The organism is Bdellovibrionales bacterium (assembly GCA_016714165.1).
GTDB lineage: Bacteria > Bdellovibrionota > Bdellovibrionia > Bdellovibrionales > UBA1609 > JADJVA01.
On the sequence record JADJNU010000001.1, the window covers coordinates 65,721 to 84,014 of the forward strand.

The following is an 18,294-nucleotide window of genomic DNA, read 5'->3' on the forward strand; positions in this document are numbered from 1 at the left end:
CCACTTCATAATCAACTTAGGCACTAATAGCAATGGGATCCAACACTGCTATTGATCTGAGTTTGACTGCCTCCCGGTCCGCCGCTGGCACCATTGCTTTCAGTGCCTGTTCCGAATATCCACCTGTTACATCAGGAGTTCCGAAGCTGCCCGTGCCCGAGCAGGCAAGTCCAAAGACATGGCCGCCACCGCCACCGCCACCGCCACGAGCTGTGCCGGCCCCTGTTGCATTCCCTCCGGGTCCCCCGGGGGCATAAAGACTCAGGCTCGTAGCAAGGTCCTTTGTGCGGATCACAATTGTGCCACCACCGCCTCCTCCTCCTGAGTCATCGTTCGAGACAACTGTATGGCCTCCATTCGAACCGCCAGCTTGAATAATCGATAGCCCAGTTCCACTTGTGCGAAGAATTCGTTTTGCACTGATAAGAACGGCTCCACCTCCGGCCCCGCCCTGAGAGCCGGATGGATTTCCTGAGCCGCCTCCGCCACCGAAGAAGATTCGAAAATTTGGATCACAGCCTCCTCCGCAAAAGAGAGAGTCCAATCCTTGACCGCCTTGGCCACCAGCGCTGGTTCCAGAGGAGCTTCCGCCGTTTCCTCCCGGTCCGGCCCCGCCGCCGCCGCCGCCGCCATACAAACTCATAGCTCCACCGGCGTTACCCACGTAACTGTTTGTATTGTTATCGCTACCCAAATAGCCAATTCCAGTTGCGGAATTCGCGGAGAACATCCCCCCTTGAAAACCACTGCCAGCAGACGTGAAAATAAAATTATAATTACCGACATAGGAAAGGTCGTTCAAAACTCTAAAGGCAATCAGCCCTCCGCCTGCAACGGAAGTCGTCAGTCCCGCTGCATTCATCATAACTACAGAGCCAGCAGCATTGAGTGTCAGGTCATAAAAATTTGGCACCCGCTGAACGAAAATTCTGCAAACATCTGTTCCTGTTATGACACCAACTGATTGAAGGGCGGTGGAGGATATGGCCGCGCCATTCAACACAAGAGGGGCTTTTAAAGTGATAAAAGCCGGAGAGGAAGTTGCCGATGCCACTCGATTGAATCCAAAATTGCCCGGCCCAAGTTCGGGTCCGCATCCATTGGCCCCACTATCCAATAGAACCATCCAAATGATTTCATCTCCACTTTCAAATTCTGGATATGGAGTATTAATAGGTGAGGCACCTAACCCCAAGGTTCGCCCATCAGGAGACACTGAGTGCACTTGTCTTTTAGCCATTAGAACTTTTGTGCTGCCGAGAACCGTCGTATCATAGTCTGGACTTGAAATGGAGGAGGAGATCGTGCGGCTGCCATCCTTTCCTGTTCCAAATTCCTGAACACCGCTGCCGATGTCATGGACTTCTGCGGCGGTTCCTGGAATGAATTTTTCGCCTTGATCAAATGGGCATATAAAAGCGATGTGATTGTACACGGTGGCTTGTGGAAGGTCTTGCATCAGAAATGACTCGGCAAGTGGGCCACTAAGCCTTGCTGTTTCTGTAAAACCAAGAGAGGGAAGTTGGGAACAATCAAAGCGATCCCCTCCGACATGAAAATTGGAACTATTTGGGTCGAATCGTTTGAAAATTTTAACCCCTGCCATAGCTCCGGGTCCAACAAAAACGCCAGGCAAAAACTTCCAGGAGATCTGTGAGGCACTGATATGAGGCTGATAAAAACTTGTGGCCTGGGTCGGACCATGATTGCTTGATGCGTGTTGGAAGGCGCGATCAAAGCCAAACAAAGCACTTGTCCAATCTCCTTGAAGCTCATAGTGCAAAAGAGAGAGTTTGTTGACGTAATCTGTTCCAGATGTGCAGGGAGTCAGGTTCTTGCTGACTCCGCCTCCCACGCGAGAGAAATGCCCGGAGTTGGTGGTGTTTCCAAACCATTGGAGAGGGGTGGTTCCGGTCGCGTTCAGCCAAGCCTTTTCAAGGCCTAAGGCGTCAGCAGGATCATAGCAAGCGACTTGTGTTGTGGCTCCTGGCCCCGCAAAGCCCAGAAATATACCTCCGGCAGGGAAGAGTTCGTAAGGAGCAGAACCATCATGATTTTTATCCGCATAAAAAGCCGGATACTTCGCGCGAACCATGCGATTGCTCGCTTGGAAGTCGGGGTGGTTAAAATTAAGTCCAGAAAAAAGGAGCTCTCCCGTCTCTCGAAGCTTATAGTCCAGGGGCGTGGTTTGAAACAAATGCACTTTCATCCATCCACCGAGAACAAAAGAGCTATCAACAACCATCGGCGGTCTGTCTGATGGCGGTTTATAGATAAGGTCGAGCCACCCAGTAGGACCTGTGCCATCAGCTCGCAAATACCGAATTCCCGCCTCTGCACTTTCTTCGGATGAAAAAATTGAATTTACACTTATCTCAACGGCGTTGTCCCCGTTGACGATATTGATTCCTTTGTCTCCATAAGAGAATGCGGCCCTACCGTCCAAGTCCTCCGATACAATCAATACCTGAACAAGCCTATTTGGACCTGCGTCAACGGGAAGTGCAAAAATAGCGGGAGGATATTCGGTCTGACCATCTGGGAGACAATGACATGACTCCCAGCCTCCCGTAATTAATTTCGGACCTCCGTGGACATTGATAGCCACCTTGACTATCTTACCTCCCGCACTTTTAGAGGTCGGTCCTTGGCTGTAGAGGTCTGCCATGGAAAGGCTGAGTTTTGTATTTCTCCCGTTGTCACGCGTGCAGCCCCAAGATGCCGACAATATAAATAGACCAATAACCAACGCTTTGGGACGAACAAAATTTGAGTTTTCCATGCCTAGATTATCGGTAGGCTTGGATTACTTCCACAGAGGTCCACCTCGACTTAATTTGAGAATCAAATGATGACGGTCACTTGCTCTTCCTGAATTGAGACTTATGAAGAAAAAATCAATTAAGATTATATCAATAGATAATACCAGCCATCGCAAGAAGACTGGTATCAATTAGGCAAACAAACGAAGAACAATACAGAGTCCGAAATTAAGCTTTCCGGGCAGCGTAATACTCCGTAAACAAACCGGAATCAAATTGGAAAGGAATATGTTCAAGCCCAGGTACGGCCTGCACGATACCCACTTCCGCACCATTCTGATCCTCTTTTCTGAGAAAATCAGGAATTTCCAGGCGAGGAGCCTGTTTTGCGCGAAGATAAATCTGATTCTCAGCCGCCTTCGTATTTAAGCTCACTTTGGTCCCTGCCTTTAATACACAAGATCCGACGGTGAGGGGCTTGCCATCAACTAATACGTGACCGTGGCTGACCAACTGGCGGGCTGATCGAATGCTGGGGGCAAAACCAAGACGGAAAACAATATTATCGAGGCGACTTTCCAGGAGACCGGCCAACTTTGACACCCAGTTGGTACCTGAACCACGCTTTGAGTCGCGAATGAATCGACGCAGCTGTTTCTCGCGCAATTCGTAATTGCAGCGGATTTTCTGTTTTTCCTCTAAGCGAAGAGCAAAGTCAGAATACTTTCGGCGACGATTGCCGTTTTGACCTGGGGGATATGGCCTTCTCTCAAGGGCCCCCGCTTTACCCAAACCAGGAAGTTCAACTCCCAAACGACGTTGAATTCTATATCGCGCTACTTTGCCCACTTTTTTGCTCATTACCTAAACCTCTTCTTTGAGCGGTCCAATCGATTTATCCCTCTATCCAGAGGGATGCATATACTAAGAAATTTCATAAACATCAACGCTCTTTTCCCATTTGGAATGAAAGCATCCAGTATGGAGGGCTTAAAATTCATTTAGGTGAAGGGCGAAAGGCGGAGGCTAATGTGGAAGCCCTTTTGGGTCAACTCCTGAATTAAGACACAATATTTGAGGCAGGCCTGTCTCAATGATCGACAGAAAACCTCAATTTTACCTATTTTTTGAATTATGAATTTATTTTAACACGAAGTGTTATAGGATAGAGGAAATCAAGTAACCGATTGAGTAGCAAATGAAGCTATTGGGTGGGTTACAGAGGAGACTATATGAGGGTACTGGCGCGTTTGTTGACCCTGATGCTGTTGTTCTTATTGGCTTTGCCATCCTGTGAGGAAGGCGATTCGGTGGTGGTCGATCCAGATGGCGGGGGCGACACCGTGGTGGATATTGTTCCACCTTATATTCCTCCAGACCCCAGTACTTATGTCTGCGATCCGTTTGAGGAATCAACGGTGGGCGATCGAAACCAGGGCTTGGTTGCGTCTCTGTTTTACACCTTGCCCGGAGAGGCCCATTATACAAAAGCAGTCGATTATGTCAACAATGCCCACCCCGTGAGCGATGTGAGCCTCTTTTTCAATCAGTTAAATGTTCCGACGCGACCCTTTGATCGTGGGTTTATTACCCGTTCCGGAGAAGTCATATCGACTCCACAAGGAGATACCTTATATGAGTATTTTGGAATCAATTTTCGATCTTATTTAACACTGGAGGAAAGTGATCCAGAAGGACTCTATCAGCTTGCTGTTCTTTCTGATGATGGTGCAGTCCTTCGGATGAAAGACTCCTCTGGGAACTGGCAGACCATCGTTGATAACGATGGCACTCATCCGACGCGCATGGGTTGTGCAACTGAGCCTGTGGACATGAGGCATGATTCATATATCCCTCTTGAATTGGACTATTATCAAGGGCCTCGATACCATATATCTTTGGTGGTCATGTGGCGCCCCTGGAATGGGAGCGCAGCGGATTCTTCCTGCGGAAAACAAGGCAACGGTTTATTCTTTAATTCCCAAGTTGATCCTCCAGCCCCTCAGGCTGCCTACAATGCTTTGTTGAGCCGCGGCTGGAAGGTCGTCAGTTCTCCACATTACCGTCTTGAGGCCCCTAACCAAAATCCTTGCAATGAGCCAGCTCCACATGTGGAGGACTATGTTGTATCCAATGTGACTTCAACGGGAGTTACGGCATCCTGGTTGACGGATATTGCAGCAATAGGAAGGCTTCATGTTACAGAGGTCGCCACGGGTGTAACCACGGTCTACACTAAAAAGGGATTCGCCGTGAGACATTCGATGACGGTCAATACTCTTGCTCCAAACACTCTTTATCGAGTGAAGTCTTCCTCTGAATCCGGCTCAGGTTTGATTACAGAGACAGACTATGTGGAATTTCGGACTCTCAGATAGTGCATGTATACTTGATTGTTGTTCCAAACTCCAAGGGTCCCTGGCTGATCCAAATCCCAGGAATTCAGGATCTTCAAACATGCGTCCGGCAGCAGCGCTCCCGTTGGTAGCACTGCACCAAGCCGAACTCGATCCTGAACCCCTGAGAGTTTGATCAGCCGTCTCCGTGCGTCCTGGATAGGTTCTGTAAACTGTGACCATCTTAGGTTCTTCGGTGCGGTTCCTCATCTATAAAAGATATTAAAATAACTCGTGCAGCTTGTAATATCGAGTTTTCCAACAAGTTTTGCCGAGTTGGTATGCGTGCCAAAGATGGGTTCTTTACCCTGAGTCAGCTTGAGAAGCGTGTAAAGGCCCGGTTTGGAATCGATATCGAGATCCCACACCTTTCGATAGTCTCCCGAGCGGATGACACTTTCCGTGCGAACATCCTCCTGATCTGCGGCATCCGATGTTTTGTAATGGGAAAAATCCATGCTCAAAAGAACGTATGTATCCTTATCTGCCACATTTCGAAGGACTTCAACCAAGCGGTTTAAAATTCCAATGTTTGCACGTCTATGGATTATAATTGGAACGACGTTTGCCAACGGGAAAAAATGCTTGATAAACGCGGCTGGAACGCCAATCGAATGCTCTTGAGCGAAAGCTTCAGAATCATAGACTGGAAGACCTAGGGCATTTCCAATTGCCGACGCAGCAGCTAGATCCGCCTCCAGGGTTCCGAACGGAGTTTTCCACGGCAGATTAGACAATGAAATTGACTTCGCGCCATGATGAAAATGGTCAGGGCCAATGATAATGATCCGTTTGGGCGAAAATGATTTTGCGACAGCACGAAAATGCTCGACAAGAAGAGGTATCGCCAAAAGGTGATGAGTTACAATTCCAAATTTAAAGGCCTCATTTTCTTTAGCTAGTTCCTCAGAAATTCCATGTTTTTTAAAAGCATCCTCAAACCAGCCGGGTTGATCAGAGAGGGCCGAAAACAATTCGGTTCTCGCATATGAAGAAGAAGCAAGAAGCGTTGATGCCAATATCGAAACTAAAATCTGAGAGTATTTGGTGATTGTTATTTTTTTAGAAATAAATCGTACCACTTCGGCTGCTCCGGGATTTGTACTGAGTTCGGATCCGATGCGTAAACGACCGCCTTCCATTCGTCATCATTCCATCGCTTGGTATCAGCCCATTCATAGTAGCTATACACATAACCTCTACTAATTCGAGTTCCACCGGAGTAATCCTTCACTAATACATAAGTCACCATCGGATAGCCGATAGCTCCCATTAAAACCCGTCCTTCAAAGGCATCCGTAGCGAGATCAGCTACCAAAGCCATTTGAAGTTCTTTCTGATGCTTATTGTAATCGGCGTCAAAATCTGAGGGTAGCAACAAGCTCGCATTGAACTTGTATGGCATGTTTAGAATCCAGTCGTAGTCTTCATTCGTGATGGTCGCCTTTTTTACTTCCTTTGTCGCAATTTCTTCGGCCTTTTTAGCCAGTTGACCAATTGTTATGAGTTTGTTTTTATACTCGTCTACTAGGACATTAGCTTTAGTCAGCAGATCAATGGTCAGATTCACGAGCTTCCCGAATCTAGAAAAAAACTCTGGATTTGGCTCTACATATCCCTTCACGATAGGTGGCGCATACTGAGCGGGTGGCCCCCCTTCCCCGCCGCCTCCCTGCTCGGCATATGACTGTTCCGCGTAAAGAATTGTATCGTGTTTAAGCTCGGTGTACGAGGCAAGACTCGTGTTCAAAATTTTTGCTGCCCACCCTTCAGAATTCGCAAAAAATTGTTGAGAACCGACGGGCAAGAATTGAGCAGAAAGTAGATTTAGCCAAGAACTGTACATCGATTCAGACCACATACCTGCCGGGAGGCCCGCCACAAACTGCTTCGATTTCTCATATTCAGACTTATAGTTTGGGATCTCATCAAACCAATTCTTGGGAAGTAAATCGAATGCTTTTTTTGAACCCAAGAGCGCCATGACTTCAAGAGCGCTTGGGAGATTCTTAGGCATATCGTCTGATCCAACTGCCGGTGCAGTTAATCGCTGATACAAATCGGCATCCAGCGTGTAGCGCTGTCCGATGAGTTTGAATCCAGCATTTTCATTTTTTCGTTCCGCCGCAGTTTTACCTGTTCCAGTCTGGCTCGACACTATGTTTGGAGCTGGAAGATCTTCCTTGGCCTTCTTTTGAAAGGACTCTAATTTTTGTTCGTCAGCATAGTCCTCGATTTTCGTACTGGGATCAAAAACACTATCGATCCATTTCTTAAACTGAATTGAGGTTGCGCTCTCTATTTTTCTGACTAGAAAATCGATCGCTGAATAGAACTCGCTCCATCTTGAACGATAAACACTATCCATCAGTTTCTTAAACTGAATCGGGGTTCCGCTCTCTGCCTTTCCGACTAGAAAATCGATCGCTGAAGAAAACTCGCTCCATTTACTAGATATCTTGGGATCTTGAAAAACAGAGTGGGTCAGGAGAATTGCAGCAAGAGTCGCTGAAGAATTATCCAGAAGAAAATTTTTCCTGCCCAAATGCATTTGAGCTCTGAAATAATCACTCAATTTTTCAGAGACCGTATAATGACCTCGAACTTTGTATTGAGAATAGTCTTCTTTATAGCCAGGAAGGTACTCGTGTGTTTTCGACGGTTCTTCGGCAGATGGGATCTCCTGAGAGGCAGCTGAAATCCTTTCAACCTCTGCCTTTACGTCAGCCGTTATTTCTGGATTTAGTTGTAAATTCGATTTTAGCAAAGTCGCCGCGACCGCCGTAAACCACATATTTCGTTTCGCAGCTTCTTTTACTTTTGGGTTTTTTGAGTTGCTGTAAAGTTCCGACGAGGCTGTGTATAAGTGCTCGACCACTTCTTTAAGGAGAGGCGAAAGCTTCGTTTCCTCTATCTTCTGCATCATGCGATCAATGATCAGGTGCAGAGCGTGAAGATATAAATCACTAGTTACAAATATCGCCCCGCGAGGTTCATTTTCATTCTCCTGGTAATAGCGGTCGACTAAATCATCAACTGCGACCACCCTAGGTTGAAGCCTCTGAATATAAAAACCAGACTTTTGGAAGAGCGCCTTATCTTGTTCTGAGAATTGCTTTTCAGGAGGATTTCCGCCTCCTTCCTCTGGAAGATTTCTTGACAGGCTGGGGATTTCATTTAATTCAATCTTGCCTTCGTCCATCTGCGGATCGATAGCTCGAAGTTCTTTCTCGTTTAACCAACCTATTCTTTCCGGTATCGGTCCTTCAAACTCTTCATTTGAAGTGTCGCTAAGAAAATTGAACCGATACCAATGGTCGCCTCCTTTTGTGTATTTTCCGGTTGAAGTGATAACCTCTCCCTTTTTTAATTCTAGAACCTTTTTGGCCTCTTCGTTCGGTTGTAGTCTGACTGAGCCTGCGTCATTCAGGATTACGAACCTTTGGTCTGATTTTTCGAAAGCGGGTTCTTTCGTAAGACCACGAGCGGGAACAAATTGGCAAATCATGTCCTGAATCCTAAATTTTTGGTTGTATTGCGCTCGCTTGATAGGAGGCGAAAACTGGATCCATTCAGGCTTGTCCTTTACCGGCTTGCCTGAAATTGGATTTCCAAAAATAATTCCATCTCCTGCAGCATTCATGACTGGATTGTTATGGAAATGAAAATCAGGGGCTAAGGGATTCAGTTTCTCGGGTGTCTTGTCGGGGATAGCTTCATAGATAGGCAACAAATCGTCAGTGACGATATAGTTGGCTTCATCCGCGGCTAGCGTAAGAATTGGGTAAAGCCCAAAAAGAAACAAAACCGAAACCACGCCTTTTTTCATAGTCGCTCCCAAATTTTCTTAAGCCTTTAATCTCTAATGTATTTTAAGAATACCCCTATTCTTAGGGAAACCAACCAACATATTGACGGGAAAGGTTGGTTTTTCATCGTCCATCTTGTGCCTGGGCAAGTAATCTCGAAGGACCAAGGGGTAGACCGCCACTTCGGAGATTTTCTTGTTCAGAAAACTAATGCGCAGTGCCACGCTTTCGGTGGAATGGGCCAGCAGGCGCTCTGTCTGATCAAAAATAAAGTTTCCTAGGCTGTAGGCAATGACTCCATCTTGATACCACTCAATTCTCTGCAAGACGTGAGGGTGATGACCTATCACGAGGTTTACGCCGGCCCCGATGAGCTCATGACCTAATTCAATTTGCTTGTCATTGGGAGTCAACACTCCTTCGATTCCCCAATGGAGAGAAACAATCAACACATCGACCACAGGTCTGAGTGCCTTAACGTCCTCCATGATTAACTTTGAAACTAAGGGTGCCGTTCCCTGATACGATTTAGACATGAAGTCTGCCTTAGCGGAATCTGCTGTATAGGCCAGAAATCCGATCCGATTACCATTCGCTGTTAATATTATCGGCTCTCTTGCCTCACTGAGACTCTTCCCTGCACCTAGCGCCTTGATATTATTTTTCAAAAGCGCCTTCCGTGTTTCGGCGACAGCCGTAATTCCAAAATCCATACAGTGGTTATTTGCAATCGAGAGAACATTAAAACCAAGCTCATCCAACAGATGCGTCGAAGAGGTTGAAGCTTTAAACGTGTACCTTTTCTTCACTTGAGGTTTCTTAGAATCACTAAGACACGACTCTAGATTGCCGAATACAATTTCAGATTTCTTAAAAATCGAAGGTGTGATGTCAGGGAGATCAAAACCTGCAGGATATTTTGCAAATACATGTCGACCAATCTGAATATCGCCCACCGCGACAATAGAAAATGAACTGGATCCAAAGGCAAAGGGAGACATCGCCACAGTGCCGATACAAATGGAAAGGAGAACGCAGAATCGCATCCTAAAATTATAGGAGCATCCGATTAGGGAAGTCACCCCATGGCTTGGATAACAAACGAGTTTTTCCTCCTTAACTCATGGGATTGGACTCTCGTGGTCAACATTCTAGTAGGCTGGGTAAAATCAGTCTCGACCAGACAAAAGGTCTGTTCTCTCGGCCTGTCGTTTCAAATTGATACCAAATATGAAATCCCAAATTCAATCGTCCGATAGGGAAGCAGGAGACGCTATTGAAATGAAAGTCATATTTTCGATTCGTTACAAATTCTTGTTCGTCACGACTTTGTTGTTAGTACTGAGCGTAGGGGCTTACTTGGGACTGGCAGCTAAGATTCTGAAGGAGGATAAAACTGAGCTTGTGTACGATTACAATCGAAGTGCAGTTTCAAATATGGCTTCAGATATTGATACGTATTTTAAAGGTGTGGCCGATAAAATCAAGATTGTGGCGTTCTTTTTCAATGAGAAACGAGGACGGTCATCTCGCCTGATGCAAGAACTCCTGGAGAATGACGCCGAAACTGTATTTGTTGGAGGAAGCAACAGCTTCAAATCACTTGATACATCGCTTTTCATGAATAAGGTTTTCATGGAAACTTACGGTCTCAATGATGGTTTTTTTATGGAGACCCTTCATTTGCAAAAGGCCATACCATTTGATCGGATTCGAATCGATGGCGAGGCGGTTTGGAATTCAACGATACAAGATGGTCCTCCGCTCATAGGATTTGGTCGAAGTGTTGTAGAAGAAACTGATTCGGGTGTCCCAGTTCGGCAGTATGCTGTGATTAGCTATTTGCGGGCCGATAAAATAATGTCCTCTCTTGGGCGTGGAAGTCTCAATGAGGTCTTTATCACAAACGCACAGGGTGAGGTTCTTGTTCACCCTCTGATGGCGGTCATGGTCGCGGGACTGAATCCGGACGCTTTGACTCAAAAGGCACTTCAACATCCACTTAGTACCAGCGTTTTACCAGCCGAAGTGGATGGAGAAAAAATTCTTGGAGCCTTTTCAAAGGCTTTCAATAAGAAGATCGTCATTATTTCCAGGGTAAGCGAAGCAAGAGCATTCAATGTGGTTTATCGCTTGATTTATCGATCTTTGTTTTTTGCGCTGATCGTATTAACTGCTGCGTTCATCGCGGCCATTCTTTTTTCACGTTCACTGACAAGTCCCCTGGAAACCCTCATTGGCGGGATGAGAAAGGTTTCAAATGGTGATTTAGGCATACAGATCATTGTCAAAACCAGGGATGAAATATCGCTTCTTGCGGATTCGTTTAATCGCATGATTCGAGACCTAGGGCATTCAAGAAAAGAATTGGAGCACATTAACTCAGAATTGGAGAACAAAGTAAGAGACAGAACACGTCAGCTCGAAATACAAAATCAGGCTGTCAAGAAGGCCCAGGAGGCCTTGTTGCGTACGACACGTCTGGCCGCTGTTGGAGAAATTGCGGGACGGGCGGCCCATGAAGTGCTCAATCCTCTAACTGGTATCATGTCACGAATTCAGAAAATTCAAATACGGCTGCAAAACCATCAGGGGGGAGAAACTCAGCTTTTAAGCGAGATTTTGAAGAGCTGGGAAGCCGATATCTCAAACGGTGGAATGGCAAAACTAGTTGAGAGTTGGAGCACACCCTCCCAGATCATTGAGGGAGCGACTCTCTTTGAGGAGGATCTAGAAAATATCAAGACGGTCGGCAATTCATTGTCTGGGGAGGTCGGAACGACATCTGCCGACGTCGACTTCTTGCTCAAAGAGTGTCAAAGAATCAATCGAATCGTTCAGTCAATGAGATCCTTAAGCGTGGTCAAAGGAGAGTCCAAAGAACATTCGATTGAAAGTTTAGTGAGAGAGTCAATTCATATTATGGCTGATCTGGCATCTCAAATGAATTCAGAAATCAAAATGTCGGTGGGAGATCGAAAAGTCACCGTCTTGGTGGATGAAGATGAGTTCATTCAAAGTATGACGAATTTGATTGGAAATTACTTGCAAGGGATTAAAGCACGTGAGTCTGGACCGGGTGGAATTGCATTTAAGGGATTGGTTGAAATCAACATAGAAACATTAGAAAACAAAATAAAAATTCATGTGAAAGATAACGGTGTTGGAGTTGAGCCAGATCATCGGCAGAGACTATTTGAAACCCAGTTCTCAACGAAGCCCCGCGAAGAGGGGACTGGCTTGGGACTAAACATCAGTCGGAGATTCATTCGTTCATTTGGCGGCGACATCTATTTGCAGGACTCAGAATTGAAAGTGGGAACTGAGTTTGTGGTCGAATTGCCGATACATTTAAAATCTACAGAAGAAAAGGTGTCAGCATGAAAAAACTGGCCAAGAAGTGGATTGAAGGTCAAGAGGCTGATCTCGTCATTGGAGTTGCCTACGATTGGAATAAAAGAATCTTAGTTGTTGATGATGAACCAGCGATCCGAGAAACTTATAGCGATATTCTTTGTCCACCAGCAAGAAAGACATTACCTTTGCGGTCAAGTCGGTCTGCTTCAAAGCCTCCAAACGAAACGGATCCTGGATTTGAATTTGATGTGACGGTTTGCGAGTCTTTCGAAGAAGCTTTGGAGGCATTTCGGAAGGCAATGAGTGAAGGGCGCCCGTATGTCATGGGATTTTTTGATGTGATGCTAGGGTCGGCAAAAGATGGATATGATTTAGTCAAAGAGATGCATTCTCACGATTCAGATCTTTATGCTGTTTTCGTGACGGCTTACAATGATCGGTCAATTGAGTCCATCAATAGTCTTTTAGGATCCAAGATGGTTGATCGTTGGGATTACATCAATAAACCATTTTCTCAAGGCGAGATTTTACAAAAGGCACGCAACTTTGTAACGCTATGGAATTTAGAGAAAGAGAGCGAATTAAAATCTAATCAATTGGCAGAGGCTCAGGATCGTCTGCTGACCAGCGAAAGAACAGCAGCTGTGGCGGCGGTGGCGAGAGGGGTGACACATGAGTTTGGAAATATTTTGATGCAGATTATGGGAAAGGCGGATCTGGCGAGAAAGAAAAGCGAAGCAGAAATGCGGCGCGCTCTTGAAACTATTGTAGAGGCTTCTCAGCATGCGAGTGATATTTTAGAGAAGTTCAAAAATCTATCGACAACCGATGAGTCAATAGGTCGCCACGATTGGGTTTTTGTTCATAACATTTTGGAAGAGGCGCTTGATCTATTAGATCACCAATTTAAAACCACAAACATGAAGGTCTCCATTGTTAAAAAGGATGTGGTAAAAATCAAAGCTTCGGCCACGAGTTTACTTCAGGTTCTGATCAACTTATCCATAAATGCGATCCATGCGATGGGAACTTCTGGTCAAATTGACTTCTCAATCATTTTAGCGGACCCCTGGGTAGAGGTAAGAGTTCGAGATTATGGTCCAGGCATCAGAACAGACCTCATGGAAAAAGTACTTGAGCCATTTTTCACGACGAAGGGAAAAAACGGGACTGGACTCGGATTGTCAATTTGTCGTGAGATTATCGAAATTGAACATCGAGGAACTCTGACTCTTAAGAATCATCCCGTTAAGGGTTTGGAAGCGATCATTCGTTTGCCAATAAATGGCGGAGATTTGGATGAATAGTCCCGTCTGGGATCTTCCTTTATTGGTTGTTGATGACGATGCCATGGTTCGAGGGGTCGTGGTCGATTATTTAAAAGATATTGGTTTTACGAGCATTCTTGAGGCCAAGAATTCTCAACAAGGTCTCAAAATGATTCAAAACTCAAAATTTCCAATCGGCTTGGTGCTTTCGGACTGGGAAATGCCAGGAGTGAGTGGATTGGTACTTCTTAAGGCATTGAGAAAAAATCCGCATCGCAAGGGCACTCGATTTGTGATGATCACAAGTCAGCGGTCGATGGAAAAATTTAAGATCACTCAGGCCGCGCAATGGAAAGTCAACGCATACATTATCAAGCCCTTTACCTGTGCCGTATTGAGGGAAAAGATTTGGCAGGTTATGGATTGGGAAGATAGCGATGAAAGAAAAATCAGTGGCTAAAAAATTTCTCTTTTTAGCAGGTCTCCTCTTGACCGGATGGACGGGGGGCCATGCAAGAGCTCTGACATGGAATGATGAAATAACTTCTCTCACCAATATTGAAAGCCACAATATGTTTTTTAATCAGGCTCAGGGTTTGCTGAGCCCTTTTCTAAGACTAGAGGGATGGGATTCGGGATCTGGTCCTGACATGACCCCACTAGATATGGGCGACGGATCTCTGGGGGCGTTTTCGATAGCGACTCTTTCATTATTTGGAACTGTTGTTGGTTCTACGGTGACGATCAACACGGATGCGGCGGGATTTTATCCACTCCAAGTAACTTCATTTGATCTTCCGGCTGGGTATACACTGCGCGGAGTTGGATCCAATCCGCTCGATATTCGGAGTCAAACAGATATTGTTGTATCTGGGATCATTGATTGTTCCGGAGAAAGCGGAGAGGCCATCGGTTCAAATAATTTGGTGACATCGCAAGGTGGAACGGGTCATTGCGGAGGAGGGGCGGGCGGCAATGGCGGTTCGACAACAGTTGATCCAACAGATGGAAGTGCGGGGGGAGCGAGTCCCACAGGGGGGCTTGGCGCGAGCGCGGTCAACGGAGCACCTGCTGCCACAAACATTGGCGCGACGGGGGGCGGAGGCGGAGGGGCCTATCGTCAGCTTGGTACCCCTGCAGAAGACGGCTATGATTCTGCAGAGACTATCTGGGTCGGAAGTGCTGGAGTTAATTTTCGCAGTGATTCATTTGGTGAGATTGGTGGAGGCTCAGGGGGAGGCGGTGGCAGCGCTTACAATGGAAGTGATGTGGCCAATCGCTCAAATGGAGGAGGCGGAGGATCTGGTGGAGGTGTTGTCTTGCTGAGGGCAGTTCGTGACATTACCGTCTCGGGCTCCGTTTTGGCGAGAGGTGGTGATGGAGGTGGTACAACCGGGACACTTCGAGCTGGTGGTGGAGGTGGTGGAGGTGGTGGATCCATCGGGGTGTGGGCCGGAAGAAATCTGAGTTTTACGGGCGTCATTTCTGCGACAAGTGGAAATGGCGGGGCATCAGGCATTGATTCAGCTGATTTGCCAGTTGGAAATTTTCCGCGTCAAGGAGGCGGCGGAAACGGTTCTGAAGGACGAACTTGGATTACGGATAAAGATAAGTGCACGGCTGGGGATTGTCCTTCGACGGAAGTACCAACGACACTCCTAACTGATGAAGGTCGAGTTCTTTATCAGACGGGAACCTTTACAATTTTGTCAAAGGTCATTGATCTCAGAAATTCGCAGCCTATTTTTACTTCGGCGACTGTTTCAGGTCATGTCGGGACGGGAAGCACCATCGGAATTGAAATAGCCAGCGGCTCAACGGATGACTTCGATGCCACTGGTTTATGGATCAGCTCATCGTCTCTGGCAGGTCAAATAATGGGCAGATATATCCGGATTAGACTCACGATTGACAATCAGGACACGACCACTGCGACTGTTGTTGATTCGATCGCTATCAATTATGAAGGGCGCTTGCAGGAGAATTTTAATCTCACCTCCACTTGTGGTGGGATAAACGCGAATACGGGACAGTCGCCTGGCATCTTGATGTGGATTCTTTTTATGGGCTTGCCAATGGTCCTTCTTCTGGGATGGAAGTTGTACTTGCAAGATCTACCATTCAAATCCAAATCGCAGCCCGGCAGATCCCCCTGAATTGGTCTTCGATCCGGAGCCCCACTCGTAAATAAGATTGAGCTCCATCCCCGTGAAAATCTTCATTCCCCAAGCAGGAATTGAGTAATCCAGACGATGCGTCCATTGAGACGAATTTATGATATTTCCCGTGGTGACCCAGAGGGAGGACTCAACAAGAATTCGAGGACTCATGAGTGTTGTGAAATACCCGATGGACCCTCCGTAGTTTAAAATGCTTTTCCAGGTGACGGTCTCGAGGTCAGTTCGTTCGAGAATTCCATCTTGCTGAAAGGAGGGACCAAATCCCCAATTTTTGTGGGGATAAAAGTAAAGAACACGCAGGAGACCGGTCGAAGTCTTGAGGTCTTGTTGGAGTGGAAGCTGGCTTTTTTCCTTGGGTTGCCAATCAAAGGATCTGAGTCGAAGGTGAAAAAGGGTACGCCCCTTTTCTCTGAGGGGAATATTGATGGCGAGATCGGTTGTCACTTTCGACCATCCCTGCAAATGCCCTTTAATTTGATTTTCGCCAATTGGTCTTAAATCAACATATTCAGGAACGAAAGCAAATTGAAGGGAGTACTCTCTCTCGTTCTGACTTGGCTGTTTAACGACTTCCGCGATTTCTGGCTGGATTGTCTGCGGAGTGGGAGATTCCTTTTGCGTGCCTAGGGAGGAATTTTCCTCTTTTGGGGGAGAAAATTTTGTTTTGAGTTCCTCACGACTTGCTTTTTTGGTTCCCTCTGGCACAGCAGGCTGACCATTTCCAGATGGCGCAATTCTGGTTTCGAATTCCTTTCTGAGATCAATCTCAGCCGCATTGCTAAAGAGGCCCATTCTTCCATTGTTTTGGCCTGCAGCCACGCGCCAATAATAGACTTGTTTAGAAAATGAATCCCAAGTGAACGATTCCTTCATAACTTTTTGAATAACAACTGGAATTTGGAAAGTGGGGTCTAGCGAAATTTCAATGATATAGAAGTCGGCACCGGGAACGGGCAGCCAATTAAAAACAGGCGCATGACTTTTCTTTTCTGATTTTGCTGTATTGAGTTCAGCGGCATCAAGTTCTGGAATTAGAACGAGAGAGAGTTTCTTGGCAAAGTTAAGGGTTCTATTCACGAGATAAGAAAACAGGTGGCCGTTTTTTGTTTTTTCTTTGAATGAACCCTTAGCTCCCTTTTTAGGCTCAATCTTATTCTCCGAATCTTCTTCGAATTTCGTTTTCCTCTTTTTCTCTGAATCCATTTTCAAATCGAAGCTCGCTGGCTCTCGCGAAGATGGGCCGATCAGTGTTGGTGCAGCCAAAGGATCAAGGGTTGAATAGAAAAGTTGATTGTAAGAAGGAGCAATGAGAAATCCCTCATTGTCTTCACCCACAATGCGCCAATAGAGAGGTCCCTTCTCTTTTGATTGAAATTGAACTTGAGTCGAAGTTACAACCTCTTCATCAACTAGGACTGCGAAGTCAGGGGCTAATGAAGTCTGGAGATGATAGCGCACCGCTTGACTTGAGGGAGACCACGAAAAGATGTCTCCCACACCAAATCGGATTCGGTCGCGAGGAAGGGGTGATAGGTAATTAATTCTTTTGCTTGGCCAGACACTCACGGGGAGTGAGGATGAGATTTGATCCCCTCGAGCGAGACTGAGGAAAAATGTACCGTTTCTGAAGGGTAGGTTAATTTCTGATTGATCAACCCCCAAACTGATGGAGGATTCCTCTCCTTCTTGACTCACTATTCGAATTGAGTCGGCCTTTCCTATCCACTTGAAATGTAAAAATACCGGAGACTTGTGAGTGTAGACACGATAGAGTTCCTTTTCAACTTCCCAGGCGAGTTCATCAGTGATTGATTGGCGGTCTCTGATTTTTCCATTATCAATAAGGACCCTTTGACCAGCATCGAGCGAGCCAGCGGTAGGTTCATCTTGCCGATCTTCGGTGCCATTTGATTTCGGATTGATCTTGACATGTCCAGATGCAACTTCGACCTCTATTTTTTCGTCTCCCACACTGCGAAGATTTATATCAGACCCTGCACCGGCCTCAATGACGAGTTCTCCTGCCTGAAAGTCAATCTTTTGGTCCTTCGTTCGAGATCTCATCGTTCCGCGCGCAAATTTCAGCCGAAGGTGTTCGTCCCTTCCCGCTTCAATAGGTTCTAAGACGACAAGCGTGTTTTCGTGGAGTTGAAGTTGGATATCCTCATTTAGTTCAATTTTGGCGGAGCTGTTAGAGAGAGTCAGAAGTGAATCAAAGGAATAGAGCTGATCCTTTGGGACAGATTCCTCCCAAATTAAAGATCCTCTCGTTTTGCGTCTCACGTTTTGATTGATTTGCAGAATAGATCCGATTTTCTGTTGATTGATTGAGAGAGAATTCAGATGCAAGGGATCAAGCGGTATAATTCCAAGATCTCCGAGCAACAAAGCAACCTCAATGATTAAGAGAGTGGTTGCTCCTGACAATAGATATCGATCCATATTCATGTATCTATTCGGAATATTTTCACTTCTACCTGATTGGCAGAGGCAACAAAAGGAAGATTTTCTTTGGGAGGCTG

Annotated in this window: 11 protein-coding genes; 5 read left to right on the forward strand and 6 right to left on the reverse strand. The window is 46.2% G+C overall.

The genetic code is table 11. The features are described from left to right. Positions 1-16: 16 nt before the first annotated feature. Together IPJ71_00330 and rpsD are read right to left on the reverse strand one after the other, a co-directional pair. Positions 17-2,782: a hypothetical protein gene (locus IPJ71_00330; protein ID MBK7842131.1), complete on the reverse strand. Its 2,766-nt coding sequence runs from the start codon at positions 2,780-2,782 to the stop codon at positions 17-19. A 208-nt stretch (positions 2,783-2,990) separates the two neighbouring features. Beyond that, positions 2,991-3,623, reverse strand: coding sequence for a 30S ribosomal protein S4 (rpsD, locus tag IPJ71_00335; GenBank protein ID MBK7842132.1), 633 nt, complete (start codon positions 3,621-3,623; stop codon positions 2,991-2,993). A gap of 371 nt (positions 3,624-3,994) precedes the next feature. Between rpsD and IPJ71_00340 the strand changes: the two genes are divergently transcribed. Next, positions 3,995-5,140 carry a hypothetical protein gene (locus IPJ71_00340; GenBank protein MBK7842133.1) on the forward strand — a complete coding sequence of 382 codons (1,146 nt, stop codon included), beginning with the start codon at positions 3,995-3,997 and terminating at the stop codon, positions 5,138-5,140. Positions 5,141-5,364: 224 nt separating this feature from the next. Here the strand turns inward: IPJ71_00340 and amrB are convergent, their stop codons facing one another. The 3 genes from amrB to IPJ71_00355 are packed head-to-tail and all read right to left on the reverse strand — an operon-like array spanning position 5,365 to position 10,049. Continuing rightward, positions 5,365-6,240: an AmmeMemoRadiSam system protein B gene (gene amrB, locus IPJ71_00345; GenBank protein ID MBK7842134.1), complete on the reverse strand. Its 876-nt coding sequence runs from the start codon at positions 6,238-6,240 to the stop codon at positions 5,365-5,367. Next, positions 6,213-8,987: a DUF3160 domain-containing protein gene (locus IPJ71_00350; protein MBK7842135.1), complete on the reverse strand. Its 2,775-nt coding sequence runs from the start codon at positions 8,985-8,987 to the stop codon at positions 6,213-6,215. Before IPJ71_00350 ends, amrB begins: the two co-directional genes overlap by 28 nt. A gap of 33 nt (positions 8,988-9,020) precedes the next feature. Then, the gene (locus tag IPJ71_00355) at positions 9,021-10,049 is read right to left on the reverse strand and encodes a CapA family protein (GenBank protein ID MBK7842136.1); all 1,029 of its coding nucleotides are present in this window, start codon (positions 10,047-10,049) and stop codon (positions 9,021-9,023) included. 199 nt (positions 10,050-10,248) lie between these two features. Between IPJ71_00355 and IPJ71_00360 the strand changes: the two genes are divergently transcribed. Genes IPJ71_00360 through IPJ71_00375 form a run of 4 tightly spaced genes read left to right on the forward strand, consistent with a single transcriptional unit; the run spans position 10,249 to position 15,748 of the window. Next, positions 10,249-12,351, forward strand: a complete 2,103-nt coding sequence (locus IPJ71_00360; GenBank protein MBK7842137.1) for a HAMP domain-containing protein — start codon at positions 10,249-10,251, stop codon at positions 12,349-12,351. Next, positions 12,348-13,631, forward strand: a complete 1,284-nt coding sequence (locus IPJ71_00365) for a hypothetical protein (protein MBK7842138.1) — start codon at positions 12,348-12,350, stop codon at positions 13,629-13,631. The genes IPJ71_00360 and IPJ71_00365 overlap by 4 nt, the downstream gene beginning before the upstream one ends. Further along, positions 13,624-14,052 carry a response regulator gene (locus IPJ71_00370; protein ID MBK7842139.1) on the forward strand — a complete coding sequence of 143 codons (429 nt, stop codon included), beginning with the start codon at positions 13,624-13,626 and terminating at the stop codon, positions 14,050-14,052. Before IPJ71_00365 ends, IPJ71_00370 begins: the two co-directional genes overlap by 8 nt. Beyond that, positions 14,030-15,748, forward strand: a complete 1,719-nt coding sequence (locus IPJ71_00375; GenBank protein MBK7842140.1) for a hypothetical protein — start codon at positions 14,030-14,032, stop codon at positions 15,746-15,748. Before IPJ71_00370 ends, IPJ71_00375 begins: the two co-directional genes overlap by 23 nt. Here the strand turns inward: IPJ71_00375 and IPJ71_00380 are convergent. Beyond that, positions 15,707-18,214, reverse strand: coding sequence for a hypothetical protein (locus IPJ71_00380; protein ID MBK7842141.1), 2,508 nt, complete (start codon positions 18,212-18,214; stop codon positions 15,707-15,709). The two genes, IPJ71_00375 and IPJ71_00380, sit on opposite strands and share 42 nt — an antisense overlap. Positions 18,215-18,294: the final 80 nt, after the last annotated feature.

What these genes read in the sequence shown, in the direction of transcription:
- rpsD (MBK7842132.1), bottom strand. Translation starts at nt 3,623, where the DNA reads ATGAGCAAAAAAGTGGGCAAAGTAGCGCGATATAGAATTCAACGTCGT.
- IPJ71_00330 (MBK7842131.1), bottom strand. Translation starts at nt 2,782, where the DNA reads ATGGAAAACTCAAATTTTGTTCGTCCCAAAGCGTTGGTTATTGGTCTA.
- IPJ71_00360 (MBK7842137.1), top strand. Translation starts at nt 10,249, where the DNA reads ATGAAAGTCATATTTTCGATTCGTTACAAATTCTTGTTCGTCACGACT.
- IPJ71_00370 (MBK7842139.1), top strand. Translation starts at nt 13,624, where the DNA reads ATGAATAGTCCCGTCTGGGATCTTCCTTTATTGGTTGTTGATGACGAT.
- IPJ71_00340 (MBK7842133.1), top strand. Translation starts at nt 3,995, where the DNA reads ATGAGGGTACTGGCGCGTTTGTTGACCCTGATGCTGTTGTTCTTATTG.
- IPJ71_00380 (MBK7842141.1), bottom strand. Translation starts at nt 18,214, where the DNA reads ATGGATCGATATCTATTGTCAGGAGCAACCACTCTCTTAATCATTGAG.
- IPJ71_00365 (MBK7842138.1), top strand. Translation starts at nt 12,348, where the DNA reads ATGAAAAAACTGGCCAAGAAGTGGATTGAAGGTCAAGAGGCTGATCTC.
- IPJ71_00375 (MBK7842140.1), top strand. Translation starts at nt 14,030, where the DNA reads ATGAAAGAAAAATCAGTGGCTAAAAAATTTCTCTTTTTAGCAGGTCTC.
- IPJ71_00350 (MBK7842135.1), bottom strand. Translation starts at nt 8,987, where the DNA reads ATGAAAAAAGGCGTGGTTTCGGTTTTGTTTCTTTTTGGGCTTTACCCA.